General features: G+C 57.7%; 10 protein-coding genes. 6 read left to right on the top strand and 4 right to left on the bottom strand.

The features are described 5' to 3' along the window. Positions 1-5: 5 nt before the first annotated feature. Positions 6-725 carry a response regulator transcription factor gene (locus tag AC1UK9_RS00140; protein WP_025112256.1) on the top strand — a complete coding sequence of 240 codons (720 nt, stop codon included), beginning with the start codon at positions 6-8 and terminating at the stop codon, positions 723-725. A 98-nt stretch (positions 726-823) separates the two neighbouring features. Here the strand turns inward: AC1UK9_RS00140 and gyrB are convergent, their stop codons facing one another. The 4 genes from gyrB to dnaA are packed head-to-tail and all read right to left on the bottom strand — an operon-like array spanning position 824 to position 7031. Further along, positions 824-3241 carry a DNA topoisomerase (ATP-hydrolyzing) subunit B gene (gene gyrB, locus AC1UK9_RS00135; protein ID WP_007960764.1) on the bottom strand — a complete coding sequence of 806 codons (2418 nt, stop codon included), beginning with the start codon at positions 3239-3241 and terminating at the stop codon, positions 824-826. A 5-nt stretch (positions 3242-3246) separates the two neighbouring features. Then, entirely contained in the window at positions 3247-4350 is a 1104-nt protein-coding gene (gene recF, locus AC1UK9_RS00130) for a DNA replication/repair protein RecF (protein WP_003220208.1), read from the bottom strand. Between the two features lie 14 nt (positions 4351-4364). Beyond that, a complete protein-coding gene (gene dnaN, locus AC1UK9_RS00125; protein WP_025112254.1) occupies positions 4365-5468 on the bottom strand; it encodes a DNA polymerase III subunit beta in 1104 nt (367 codons plus the stop codon). A gap of 39 nt (positions 5469-5507) precedes the next feature. Next, the gene (gene dnaA / locus AC1UK9_RS00120) at positions 5508-7031 is read right to left on the bottom strand and encodes a chromosomal replication initiator protein DnaA (protein ID WP_482578924.1); all 1524 of its coding nucleotides are present in this window, start codon (positions 7029-7031) and stop codon (positions 5508-5510) included. Positions 7032-7597: 566 nt separating this feature from the next. On the opposite strand from dnaA, the gene rpmH reads away from it, so the two are divergent. The 5 genes from rpmH (at position 7598) to mnmE (ending at position 11525) form a co-directional block, all read left to right on the top strand. Then, positions 7598-7732: a 50S ribosomal protein L34 gene (rpmH, locus tag AC1UK9_RS00115; protein ID WP_003213577.1), complete on the top strand. Its 135-nt coding sequence runs from the start codon at positions 7598-7600 to the stop codon at positions 7730-7732. A 16-nt stretch (positions 7733-7748) separates the two neighbouring features. Further along, positions 7749-8150 (top strand): ribonuclease P protein component, encoded by a 402-nt coding sequence (rnpA, locus tag AC1UK9_RS00110; RefSeq protein WP_011336726.1) that lies wholly within the window; start codon positions 7749-7751, stop codon positions 8148-8150. Beyond that, positions 8143-8388, top strand: coding sequence for a membrane protein insertion efficiency factor YidD (yidD, locus tag AC1UK9_RS00105; RefSeq protein ID WP_010565858.1), 246 nt, complete (start codon positions 8143-8145; stop codon positions 8386-8388). The genes rnpA and yidD overlap by 8 nt, the downstream gene beginning before the upstream one ends. 2 nt (positions 8389-8390) lie before the next feature. After that, positions 8391-10073: a membrane protein insertase YidC gene (yidC, locus tag AC1UK9_RS00100; protein ID WP_025112252.1), complete on the top strand. Its 1683-nt coding sequence runs from the start codon at positions 8391-8393 to the stop codon at positions 10071-10073. An 81-nt stretch (positions 10074-10154) separates the two neighbouring features. After that, on the top strand, positions 10155-11525 hold the full coding sequence (gene mnmE, locus AC1UK9_RS00095; protein ID WP_482578921.1) for a tRNA uridine-5-carboxymethylaminomethyl(34) synthesis GTPase MnmE: 1371 nt from the start codon (positions 10155-10157) through the stop codon (positions 11523-11525). Positions 11526-11843: the final 318 nt, after the last annotated feature.

The following is an 11843-nucleotide window of genomic DNA, read 5'->3' as shown; positions in this document are numbered from 1 at the left end:
CGCGTATGCGCGTTGCGATACTGGACGATGAACCTGCCGAACTGCGAAGGGTCGAGCAAACCCTGCAGCAAATGGCGGTCGCGGGCGACCAGCCATGGTCACTGCACAGCTTTGAGCGGGGAGAGGACCTGTTGCGCCAACTGCGCCGGGACACTTTCGACCTGCTGATTCTCGACTGGCAACTGCCCGACCTGACCGGCCTGGCGCTGCTACGCTGGACCCGCGAACACATGGAGTCGCCGCCCGCCGCGATCATGCTGACCAGCCGTGACGGCGAAAGCGATATCGTCCAGGCCCTGAACGCCGGTGCCGACGATTACGTCAGCAAACCGTTCCGCCCCAACGAACTCAAAGCCCGAGTCGCTGCCGTACTGCGCCGGCACAGCCAGCAACGCAGTACCGCCTCCGAAGTGCTGAGCTTCAATGACCTGACCTTTGACGACGCCGAACTGACCGTCACCCGCGACCACAAACCCATCGTCATGACCGAACGCGAATATCGCCTCGCGCGCTGCCTGTTCAGCAATCTGGGCCGGCCGTTGTCACGCGAGTATCTGTACGAGCGGTTCTGGCCCCATGAAGAGGTGGTCTCGTCGCGACCGCTGGACACGCACATCTACCGTCTGCGCAACAAACTGGGGCTGACGGCGGATCGGGGTTGGCAACTGTTGACGATTTATGGGTATGGGTATCGGTTGGAAAGTGTGGCGGCAGCGTCCGAGTAAACACGCAAGCCGCCAAGACGACGTCGTTGTTTGTGCTCGCCCAAAAAAAAAGGCCAACGCTAATGCGTTGGCCTTTTTTCGGGGGGTGTCGGCGGGGATCAGAAATCCAGGTTGGACACCGCCAGAGCGTTGCTCTCGATGAAGTCACGGCGAGGTTCGACCGCATCACCCATCAGGGTGTTGAAGATCTGGTCTGCGCCAATGGCGTCTTCGATGGTGACTTTCAGCATGCGACGCACACTTGGGTCCATCGTGGTTTCCCACAGCTGATCCGGGTTCATTTCGCCCAGACCTTTGTATCGCTGGATGGTGTGACGCTTGGTGCTTTCAGCCATCAGCCAGTCCAAAGCTTCCTTGAACTCGGTGACCGCTTTCTTGCGCTCGCCACGCTGGATGTACGCGCCTTCGTCGAGCAGGGTGCTCAGTTGAGCGCCAAGGGTGACAACAGTCTTGTAGTCGTTGCTGCCGAAGAAGTCGCGGTTGAAGGTGACGTAGTTCGACAGGCCGTGGGAGATCAGTTCGACCTCTGGCAGCCAAACGCCACGCTCACGGTCCTCACGCAGGCTGGCCTTGTAGACCAGGCCCGACTTCTCGACGGTGCGCAGACGGACTTCGTACTGGGCCAGCCAGTCCTGCATCTTGGCATGGTCGCCGAGCATTTCCAGGCTGACAGCCGGCAGGTAGATGAAGTGCTCGGTCAGCTCCTGCGGGTACAGGCGCGACAGACGCTTGAGGGTCTTCATCACCATGCGGAAGTCGTTTACCAGACGCTCCAGGGCCTCACCGGAAATACCTGGGGCCTCTTCGTTCAGGTGCAGGCTCGCATCTTCCAGGGCCGACTGCGTCATGTACTCTTCCATGGCGTCGTCGTCTTTGATGTATTGCTCTTGCTTGCCTTTCTTGACCTTGTACAGCGGCGGCTGAGCGATGTAGATGTAGCCGCGCTCGATCAGCTCCGGCAACTGACGGAAGAAGAAGGTCAGCAGCAGGGTGCGGATGTGCGAACCGTCGACGTCAGCATCGGTCATGATGATGATGTTGTGATAACGCAGCTTGTCGATGTTGTACTCTTCGCGACCGATGCCGCAGCCCAGCGCGGTGATCAGCGTGCCCACTTCCTGGGACGAGATCATCTTGTCGAAACGGGCCTTTTCGACGTTGAGGATCTTGCCCTTCAACGGCAGGATCGCCTGGGTCTTGCGGTTACGTCCCTGCTTGGCAGAGCCGCCCGCGGAGTCACCTTCCACGAGGTACAGTTCAGACAGTGCCGGGTCTTTTTCCTGGCAGTCAGCGAGCTTGCCCGGCAGACCGGCGATGTCCAGCGCGCCTTTGCGGCGGGTCATCTCACGGGCTTTACGCGCCGCTTCACGGGCACGCGCAGCGTCGATCATCTTGCCGACGACCAGCTTCGCTTCGTTCGGGTTTTCCAGCAGGAAGTCGGAGAAGTACTTGCCCATTTCCTGTTCGACCGCTGTCTTCACTTCGGAAGACACCAGCTTGTCTTTGGTCTGCGAGCTGAACTTCGGATCCGGTACTTTCACCGAGATGATCGCGGTCAGGCCTTCACGGGCATCGTCACCGGTGGTGGCGACTTTGTGCTTCTTCGCCAGTCCTTCCTGCTCGATGTAGTTGTTCAGGTTACGCGTCAGGGCCGAACGGAAGCCCACCAGGTGGGTGCCGCCGTCGCGCTGCGGAATGTTGTTGGTGAAGCACAACAGGTTCTCGTTGAAGCTGTCGTTCCACTGCAGGGCGATTTCCACGCCGATGCCGTCTTCACGCTGGATGTTGAAGTGGAACACCTGGTTGACCGCAGTCTTGTTGGTGTTCAGGTATTCAACGAACGCACGCAGGCCGCCTTCGTACTTGAACAGTTCTTCCTTGCCGCTGCGCTCGTCCTTGAGGACGATACCGACGCCGGAGTTGAGGAAGGACAGTTCACGAATGCGCTTGGCCAGGATGTCCCAGCTGAAGTGGATGTTCTTGAAGGTTTCGCTGGAAGCCTTGAAGTGGATCTGGGTACCAGTGGTTTCGCTGTCGCCAACGATGGCCATCGGAGCCTGAGGTACGCCGTGGACGTAGGTCTGTTCCCAGATCTTGCCGCTGCGGCGAACGGTCAGTACCAGCTCTTCGGACAGTGCGTTCACTACCGACACACCTACACCGTGCAGGCCGCCGGATACCTTGTAGGAGTTGTCGTCGAACTTACCGCCAGCGTGGAGGACGGTCATGATGACCTCGGCGGCGGAAACGCCTTCCTCTTTGTGCACGTCTACCGGGATGCCACGGCCGTTGTCTTTAACGGTGATGGACTCATCCGGGTGAATAATGATGCTGATGTCGTCGCAGTGGCCGGCGAGGGCTTCGTCGATCGAGTTGTCGACCACTTCGAACACCATGTGGTGCAGACCGCTGCCATCGTCGGTGTCACCAATGTACATACCGGGACGTTTGCGTACGGCATCCAGGCCTTTCAGCACTTTAATGCTCGTTGAGTCGTACGTATTTTCTTCGCTCAATGCCTTCACTCCCGATGGTCGTGGGTCTGGGTGATACGGCCCTGTTCCACGTGGAACAGAGCGACTGGCGTTTCCGTCTGCCAGCCTTCCCTCAATAATTCGTGATCTACACAGGTGATGAACACCTGGCAGCGTAAGTCTTCCAGCAAACGGCACAGCGCGCGACGGTGGCTCTCGTCCAGCTCGGACGGCAAGTCATCCACCAGATAAATACACTGACCGCGACGGGCCTGGCTCACCAGATGCCCTTGGGCAATACGCAGCGCACAGACCACCAGCTTCTGCTGACCCCGGGACAAGATGTCCGCGGCGTTGTGTGCGCCCAATCTAAGACGCAAATCAGCCCGTTGTGGCCCAGCCTGGGTATGACCCATTTGCTGGTCCCGTTGCACGGAGCCAGCCAGTACGGCGCTCAATTCCCGGTCTTTGTCCCAGCCTCGGTAATAGCTGAGCGTCAAACCTTCGAGCTCAACCAGTTCGCTCAAGGTTTGTTCAAAGACTGGTTTCAAGGCTTTGATGTAAGCGCGGCGGTATTCATCGATTTCAGCGCTGGCCTGGCACAGTTCCCTGTCCCAAACCGCTTGCGAAACGGCGTCAAGTGTACCATGCCGCAGCCAGGAGTTTCTCTGGCGCAAGGCCTTCTGCAAACGCTGCCAGGTCGCCATGAACCGTGGTTCGACGTGGAAAACACCCCAGTCGAGGAACTGCCGGCGAATCTTCGGCGCACCTTCAAGCAGGCGGAAGCTATCGGGGTTGATCAACTGCAGCGGCAGGATTTCCGCCAGCTGCGCGGCGCTGCGGGCGTTCTGTCCGTCGATGCGGATCTGGAACTCGCCCTGACGGTCGCGAGATATCCCCAACGCACTGTGCCCACCCTCGGCCAACTCGACCTGACCGAACACGGTGCAGGCGAGTTGTTCGTACTGGATGACCGGCAACAGCCGCGTGCTACGAAACGAACGGGCAAGCCCCAGCAGATGAATGGCTTCCAGAACACTGGTTTTGCCGCTGCCGTTGGCGCCGTAAAGAATGTTGATGCGGGGGGAGGGGGAGAAGGTCACCGGATGCAGATTGCGCACCGCGGTGACCGAAACACGACTTAAGGACATCCAGGGTCAGCTGATTACAGACGCATCGGCATGACAACGTAAGCCGAGTCGTCATTGTCGGACTCTTGCACCAGCGCACTGCTGTTGGAGTCGGACAGGATCAGGCGAACCTGCTCGGTGGTCATCACGCCCAGCACGTCGAGCAAGTAGCTCACGTTGAAGCCGATTTCCAGCGAACCGCCGTTGTATTCAACGCCTACTTCTTCTTCCGCTTCTTCCTGCTCCGGGTTGTTGGCCTGGATCTTCAACTGCCCGCTGGCCAGTTGCAGACGGATACCACGGTACTTCTCGTTGGACAGAATCGCGGTACGGCTGAACGCTTCACGCAGTGCCTGACGGTCACCGAGCACCAGTTTGTCACCGCCTTTTGGCAGAACGCGCTCGTAGTCCGGGAATTTGCCGTCGACCAGCTTCGAGGTGAAGGTGAACTCACCGGTGGTGGCGCGGATGTGGTGCTGACCGAGGACGATGCTGACGTTGCCTTCCGGCTCGGTGAGCAGACGTGCCAGTTCAAGGATACCTTTACGCGGCACGATCACCTGATGGCGATCAGGCTGGCCGATATCGGCTTTCATCGAACACATGGCCAGACGGTGACCGTCGGTGGCCACAGCACGGATGATGCCTTCGGATACTTCCAGCAACATGCCGTTGAGGTAATAACGCACGTCCTGCTGGGCCATGGCGAAGCTGGTGCGTTCGATCAGGCGACGCAGTTTGCTCTGCTCCAGGCTGCAGGTCAGCGAACCCGGGCCTTCTTCCACCGTCGGGAAATCATTGGCTGGCAGGGTCGACAGGGTGAAGCGGCTACGCCCGGCCTTCACCACCAGCTTCTGCTCGTCGACCTTGATGTCGATCAGCGCGTCGTTGGGCAGGCTCTTGCAGATGTCCATCAGCTTGCGCGCGGGCACGGTGATGGAACCTGTTTCGGCCGGCTCTTCAAGTTGCACGCGACCCACCAGCTCGACTTCCAGGTCGGTACCGGTCAGCGACAGTTGCTGGCCATCGACGACCAACAGCACGTTGGAGAGTACCGGCAAGGTCTGTCGGCGCTCGACGACGCCTGCGACCAGTTGCAGGGGTTTCAACAGGGCTTCGCGTTGAATGGTGAAATGCATGGTCTAGTCCCTTGCCTTAATAAGCTGCGCTGGTGTTCATCAAGTGGTCAGTGTACGCAGCAGGTTCTTGTAGTCCTCGCGGATGTCCGCGTCGGATTCCTTAAGTTCGTTGATCTTGCGGCAGGCGTGCAACACCGTCGTGTGATCGCGTCCGCCAAACACATCGCCGATTTCCGGCAGGCTGTGGTTGGTCAGCTCTTTGGACAATGCCATGGCCACCTGACGGGGACGAGCCACCGAGCGCGAACGGCGCTTGGACAGCAGGTCGGAGATCTTGATCTTGTAGTACTCGGCGACAGTGCGCTGAATGTTATCCACAGAGACCAGTTTGTCTTGCAACGCCAACAAGTCTTTCAGGGATTCGCGAATCAGCTCGATGGTGATGTCGCGGCCCATGAAGTGCGAGTGGGCGATCACGCGTTTCAGCGCACCTTCCAGCTCACGGACGTTGGAGCGAATTCGCTGGGCAATGAAGAACGCCGCATCGTGTGGCAACTCGACTTTGGCCTGGTCGGCCTTCTTCATCAAGATCGCCACGCGGGTTTCCAGTTCCGGAGGCTCGACGGCTACGGTCAGGCCCCAGCCGAAGCGGGATTTGAGGCGCTCTTCAAGGCCTTCGATTTCTTTCGGGTAGCGGTCACTGGTGAGAATGACCTGCTGGCCACCTTCAAGCAGGGCGTTGAAGGTGTGGAAAAACTCTTCCTGCGAGCGCTCCTTGCGGGCGAAGAACTGGATATCGTCGATCAGCAAAGCATCCACCGAACGGTAGAAGCGTTTGAACTCGTTGATCGCATTCAGTTGCAGCGCCTTGACCATGTCAGCCACGAAGCGCTCGGAATGCAGGTAGACGACCTTGGCATTCGGGTTCTTCTTTAACAGGTGGTTACCCACAGCATGCATCAAGTGGGTTTTACCCAGGCCGACGCCACCATAAAGGAACAGCGGGTTGTAACCGTGCTTGGGATTATCCGCCACCTGCCAGGCCGCCGCACGGGCGAGCTGGTTGGACTTGCCTTCAACGAAGTTTTCGAAGGTGAAGGTGCGGTTCAGGTAACTGGTGTGCTTGAGCGCGCCTTCAACCTGAACAGTGCGCTGTTCGGCGCGAACCGGGGCCTGTTGCGAGGCCGCACCGGCCATCGGATCAAAGCTGTCGCGGGACGGCTCTTCACTGACTTCCTCGGCTTTGTGCGTCGAGCGCTTGGTGGGGGCAGCCGTCGGGGCTGGTGCCGGAGCACTGGCTGGCGCGGCATTGGCCTGAGCCTGAGACGCTTGCGCAGCAGCCAACGGTGCATTCGGCGCGGCACGCGGTGCCGAACTGCGTTTGCTGCCTATTAATAAGGAAAGCGCAGGCGCCATGCCGTTGCCGTGCTCATCCAGCAGTTCAAGGACGCGACCCAGGTACTTTTCGTTGACCCAGTCCAGCACAAAACGGTTCGGTGCGTAGACGCGCAACTCGTCGCCTTCGGCTTCGACCTGTAGTGGACGGATCCAGGTGTTGAATTGTTGGGCAGGCAGCTCCTCGCGCAAAAGCTCCACGCACTGCTGCCAAAGTTCCACTGACACGGATATCCCCTAAGTTGAAAGCCGGTGAGGCAAAAACAAGCGGCCATTGTAGCGGCGAGCGGCCCACTTATCCACATGCAGGTTGTGTGGTGGTCATGATTAATCAATGCGTTAACCGGTAAAAAGGCGACCAACGGTGTGTGAATAAGCTCTGTGGATAACCGCCTCTGAGGGCACTGGACAACTGGGGGTAGAACTCGGTGGATAACCAGCCTGTGGATAACTGCCGTTTCCACACACAGGTTATCCGACAGCGCAGCACAGGCTGAACACGGTTTTCCACTGTAGTTGTTATTCTCTGTACATCAAGCGGAATAAGGTCTCAAACCAGTTATCCACAGAAGATGGCCGCCCTAGCTTTTACAAGCTTTACAGAAAAGCTTTAAATAATTCCCTTCTTTATTTTTATATCTGGCAAACAGGATTTCGGTTCTGGAAGCTCCAGAGATCTATTTATAAGGAAACGCTGGTTGGAAATTGACCTGAAGGCTTGCTTTCTCTAGAATCCCCGGTCTCTTAAAACGGGGGCCATTCCGGCCCGTTGTGGACGAACCAGGTAACACGACATGAAACGTACTTTCCAACCAAGCACTATCAAACGCGCTCGTACCCACGGTTTCCGTGCTCGCATGGCTACCAAGAACGGTCGCGCTGTCCTGTCGCGTCGTCGCGCCAAAGGTCGTGCGCGTCTGGCAGTTTGATAATCCGGTACTGGAGGTGAGTCAGGACTTCAGTCGGGAAAAGCGTCTGCTTACCCCCCGGCATTTCAAGGCAGTCTTTGACTCCCCTACCGGCAAGGTTCCGGGGAAAAATCTCCTGCTCCTTGCGCGCAACAACGACCTTGATCACCCCCGTCTCGGGCTGGTTATCGGGAAAAAGAGCGTAAAGCTCTCCGTCGAGCGCAATCGTCTCAAACGTCTTATGCGCGAATCGTTTCGCCTGCACCAGGATTCACTGGTCGGCTGGGACATCGTTATCGTCGCGCGCAAAGGTTTGGGCGATGTAGAAAACCCCGAATTGATTCAGCATTTCGGCAAACTCTGGAAACGCCTGGCCCGTAACAAGCCAGTTCCAGCAGTCAAAACCGAAACTGTAGGGGTAGACAGTCCAGATGCGTAAACTGGCCCTCGTTCCGATCCAGTTTTATCGCTATGCCATTAGTCCCCTGATGGCTGACCACTGTCGTTTCTACCCCAGTTGTTCCTGCTACGCGTTAGAAGCCATCGAAAATCATGGCCTTCTGCGCGGTGGCTGGCTGACCTTTCGTCGTTTAGGTCGCTGTCATCCGTGGAATCCCGGTGGTTATGACCCGGTTCCACCTATCCCTACCTCCCGTTCTTCTTCGATGGCCGAGTAATCATGGATATCAAACGCACGATCCTGATCGTCGCCCTGGCAATCGTGTCCTACGTTATGGTTCTTAAATGGAACCAGGACTATGGCCAGGCTGCCCTGCCGACTCAGAATGTTGCTTCCAGTACGACTGCATCCGGTTTGCCGGACACCGTTCCTGGCAATAACGCTTCCGCCAGTGACGATATTCCGCGTGCCGCCAGCGATACCAGCGCACCTGTGGAAACTCCGGTCGCTGCCAGCAAGGATCTGATCCAGGTCAAAACCGACGTGCTCGATCTGGCGATCGATCCACAGGGCGGTGACGTTGCGCAACTGACCTTGCCACTGTATCCACGTCGCCAGGACCGTCCGGATGTTCCGTTCCAGCTGTTCGACAACGGCGGCGAGCGCACTTATCTGGCACAAAGCGGCCTGATCGGCACCAACGGTCCGGACGCAAGCCCGGCCGGTCGTCCGGTTTACTCTTCGGAGAAGAAAAGTTATCAACTGGCTGACGGTCAGGATCAACTGGTCGTCGACCTGAAGTTCAGCAAGGACGGTGTCAACTACATCAAGCGTTTCACCCTGAAACGCGGCCTGTATGACGTAACCGTGACCTATCTTGTGGATAACCAGAGCGCTCAGCCCTGGTCCGGTTCGATGTTCGCTCAGTTGAAGCGCGACGCCAGTGCCGACCCTTCGTCGACCACTGCTACAGGTACTGCGACTTATCTGGGCGCAGCTCTGTGGACAAGTTCCGAGCCGTACAAGAAAGTGTCCATGAAGGACATGGACAAAGGTCAGCTCAAGGAAACTGTCACCGGTGGCTGGGTAGCCTGGCTGCAACACTACTTCGTGACTGCATGGGTTGCGCCGAAAGGCGAAAACAACATCGTTCAGACGCGTAAGGACAGCAAAGGCAACTACATCATCGGTTACACCGGTCCTTCGCTGACCGCTGCACCGGGTGCAAAAGTTGAAACCAGCGCCATTCTGTACGCCGGTCCAAAAAGCCAGGCTGTACTGAAAGAGTTGTCCCCAGGTCTGGAACTGACGGTCGACTACGGCATTCTGTGGTTCATCGCTCAGCCGATCTTCTGGTTGCTGCAACACATCCACGCGATTGTGGGTAACTGGGGCTGGTCGATCATCTTCCTGACCATGCTGATCAAAGGGATCTTCTTCCCGCTGTCGGCTGCCAGCTACAAATCCATGGCGCGCATGCGTGCCGTTGCTCCGAAACTGGCTGCACTGAAAGAGCAACATGGCGATGACCGGCAGAAAATGTCGCAGGCCATGATGGAGCTGTACAAGAAAGAGAAGATCAATCCGCTGGGCGGCTGCTTGCCGATCCTCGTGCAGATGCCGGTTTTCCTTTCGCTGTACTGGGTTCTGCTTGAAAGCGTGGAAATGCGCCAGGCGCCGTTCATGCTGTGGATCACCGACCTGTCGATCAAGGATCCGTTCTTCATCCTGCCGATCATCATGGGCGCGACCATGTTCATTCAGCAGCGTCTGAACCCGACTCCGCCGGATCCGATGCAGGCGAAGGTCATGAAAATGATGCCAATCATCTTCACCTTCTTCTTCCTGTGGTTCCCTGCTGGTCTGGTGCTGTACTGGGTTGTGAACAACTGCCTGTCGATTGCCCAACAGTGGTACATCACACGTAAGATCGAAGCGGCGACGAAAAAAGCCGAGGCGTAACTTACTCTGTGGATAACACCACTCAAAACGCCCCCTAGTGGGGCGTTTTGCTATCTGTCACTTTTGTCTGGATTCCGGTTTATGAGCGCACCTCGTGAAACCATCGCCGCTGTCGCTACCGCTCAAGGGCGTGGCGGTGTCGGCATCGTCCGTATTTCCGGGCCGTTGGCCAGTGTTGCAGCCAAAGCCATCAGCGGCCGCGAACTGAAACCGCGTTACGCTCATTACGGCCCGTTTTTCAGTGATGACCAACAAGTGCTGGACGAAGGTCTGGCCCTGTATTTCCCGGGACCGAACTCGTTCACCGGCGAAGACGTACTGGAACTGCAGGGCCACGGCGGCCCGATCGTTCTGGATATGTTGCTCAAGCGTTGTCTGGAACTGGGCTGCCGGCTGGCGCGTCCTGGCGAATTCAGCGAACGTGCGTTCCTCAACGACAAACTCGACCTGGCCCAGGCCGAGGCGATTGCCGACTTGATCGAGGCCAGTTCTGCACAGGCTGCGCGCAATGCCCTGCGCTCGCTGCAGGGCGCGTTTTCCCTGCGTGTGCATCACCTCACCGAACAATTGATCGCGCTGCGCATCTATGTCGAAGCTGCCATCGACTTTCCGGAAGAGGAAATCGACTTTCTTGCCGATGGTCATGTGCTGAACATGCTCGACAACGTACGCGATGAACTGTCCACAGTGCTTCGCGAGGCCGGGCAGGGTGCCTTGTTGCGTGATGGTATGACTGTGGTGATTGCCGGTCGTCCGAATGCCGGCAAGTCCAGCCTGTTGAACGCCCTGGCCGGACGCGAAGCGGCGATCGTTACCGAGATTGCTGGCACCACCCGAGACATCCTGCGTGAACATATCCACATTGATGGCATGCCGTTGCACGTGGTGGATACCGCTGGTCTGCGCGATACCGACGATCAGGTGGAAAAGATCGGCGTTGAGCGCGCGTTGAAAGCAATCACTGAAGCGGATCGCGTGCTGTTAGTGGTCGATGCCACCGCTCCTGAAGCAGCAGATCCGTTTGCGCTGTGGCCGGAATTCCTCGAACCCCGTCCAGATCCGGCCAAAGTCACCCTGATCCGCAACAAGGCCGACCTCACGGGTGAAGCGATTGCCCTGGAAGTCAGCGAAGATGGCCATGTCACCATCAGCCTGAGCGCCAAATCGGCCGGTGACGGTCTGGAATTGCTGCGTGAACACCTCAAGGCCTGCATGGGCTACGAGCAAACTTCGGAAAGCAGCTTCAGTGCCCGACGCCGGCATCTCGAAGCCCTGCGGCATGCCAGTGCGGCGCTGGAACACGGGCGCGCGCAGCTGACGTTGGCAGGCGCTGGTGAGCTGCTGGCAGAAGATTTGCGTCAGGCGCAGCAATCCCTGGGAGAAATCACCGGGGCATTCAGTTCCGATGACCTGCTCGGCCGGATCTTCTCCAGCTTCTGCATCGGTAAATAGTCCTTCTGCTGTGCACAGGCAGGCCCGTTCGCGGCCTGCCTGCCCCCTTTTTCTCCCTACCTTCTTCCAGTGCCGGGCAGATTCCTTCTCCCTGAGCGGATTTTTTGTGCCCGTGTGTTTCTCGTACAGACCTTTTCTGTGGATTAAGCCCTGTGAATAACTGGCAATGAGGTCAGTTGATAACAGGGCTTCAAAACTGGATATAACTGCTTCTGTGGATAACCACCCCATTCATCCACAGGCTTAAACCGGTTATCCAAGGGCCTCATTGGCACCTGATAACAGGGTTTTGAAACTCTGTACACATTGAATAACAAG

The sequence above is a fragment of the Pseudomonas sp. AK-TSAG1-1 genome, from assembly GCF_056821665.1.
Note: the sequence above shows the minus strand (reverse complement) of the source record. Positions and strands in the feature narration are given on the sequence as shown.

Coding starts and splice junctions, on each gene's coding strand:
- AC1UK9_RS00140 (WP_025112256.1), top strand. CDS start 6: ATGCGCGTTGCGATACTGGACGATGAACCTGCCGAACTGCGAAGGGTC.
- recF (WP_003220208.1), bottom strand. CDS start 4,350: ATGTCCTTAAGTCGTGTTTCGGTCACCGCGGTGCGCAATCTGCATCCG.
- dnaN (WP_025112254.1), bottom strand. CDS start 5,468: ATGCATTTCACCATTCAACGCGAAGCCCTGTTGAAACCCCTGCAACTG.
- rpmH (WP_003213577.1), top strand. CDS start 7,598: ATGAAACGTACTTTCCAACCAAGCACTATCAAACGCGCTCGTACCCAC.
- yidD (WP_010565858.1), top strand. CDS start 8,143: ATGCGTAAACTGGCCCTCGTTCCGATCCAGTTTTATCGCTATGCCATT.
- yidC (WP_025112252.1), top strand. CDS start 8,391: ATGGATATCAAACGCACGATCCTGATCGTCGCCCTGGCAATCGTGTCC.
- mnmE (WP_482578921.1), top strand. CDS start 10,155: ATGAGCGCACCTCGTGAAACCATCGCCGCTGTCGCTACCGCTCAAGGG.